This is a genomic window from Cellulomonas aerilata (assembly GCF_007991755.1).
Lineage (GTDB): Bacteria > Actinomycetota > Actinomycetes > Actinomycetales > Cellulomonadaceae > Pengzhenrongella > Pengzhenrongella aerilata.
Genome location: NZ_BJYY01000029.1, coordinates 1 through 1,069 on the forward strand (window position 1 = coordinate 1; position 1,069 = coordinate 1,069).

At 71.7% G+C, this 1,069-nt stretch carries 1 protein-coding gene; it reads left to right on the forward strand.

Features of this window, described 5'->3' with window-relative positions; translation table 11 throughout:
* Positions 1-976 (forward strand): sigma-70 family RNA polymerase sigma factor (locus CAE01nite_RS17920; RefSeq protein ID WP_307725013.1); only part of this gene is annotated, 976 nt, incomplete at its 5' end.
* Positions 977-1,069 lie beyond the last annotated feature (93 nt).

Below are 1,069 nucleotides of genomic sequence, written 5' to 3' on the forward strand. Positions count from 1 at the left end.
TCAAGTGGTGTTCGCGGTGGGCCGAAGGGGTGGTGTGCGCAACTCTCCTGCTGCCGTCGACGCGCTGGTCACGGCCAATCTGCCCCTTGTCGGTTACCACGTGTCCGAGCTGCTCGGTCGGGTGCCTGCGTATGTCTCGCGTGATGACCTGTCGTCGGCGGGGTCGCTGGCGTTGGTGCTGGCGGCTCAGGCGTATGACGCCGAGACCGGTGTGCCGTTCGCGCGGTACGCGGCGCTGCGGATCCGTGGTGCGCTGCTCGATGAGCTGCGGTCGATGGACTGGGTCTCGCGGGGTGCGCGGCAGCGGGCTCGTCGGGTGTCCACGACGGCGGACGAGATGACGTCGAAGCTGGGTCGGACTCCCACGCGTGAGGAGCTGGCGCAGGCGATGGGGTCGAGCGTGGCGGACATCGACGCGGCGCGGGGGGATGCGGACCGGCGGATCTTGTCGATCGAGGCGTTCGACTCGGCGATCGCGGACACGGTGTCCGAGCCGAGCATGGGTCCGGAGGAGAGCCTGCTGGTGGGCGAGAAGATGCAGCACCTGCATGCGGCGGTGCGGGCGTTGCCCGAGCGGTTGCGGTACGTGGTGGAGGAGCTGTTCTTCCACGACCGTCCGGTGGTGGAGCTGGCCGAGGAGCTGGGGGTGACCCAGTCGCGGATCTCCCAGCTGCGCACCGAGGCGTTGGCGTTGATGAAGGACGGGATGAACGCGTCGCTGGAGCCGTCCCTGGTGCCGGCTGCCGAGCGCCCGGACGGTGTGGCCGAGCGTCGCCGCAAGGCGTACTTCGACCTGGTCGCCCAGCAGGCCTCGTTCCTGGCGCGGGCCTCGACGATCGCCTCGACCGGTGCGGGGGTGCTGCCCAGCCAGCGTCCGGCCGGCGTCCCGGCCGCCGCGACCCGGGCCGATGCCGGCACCGGTGCTGGTGCCCGTGCCGGCGCTGGTTCGGAGTACCGGACCGCTGTCAGCGCCTGACCCACCCGGTGCGCGGTGCCCGCACACCACCGCCCACCACAGCCCTACCCCGAGAGCGACGTCGTCGCCCCCACCCCGACCGGGTGAGGGCCA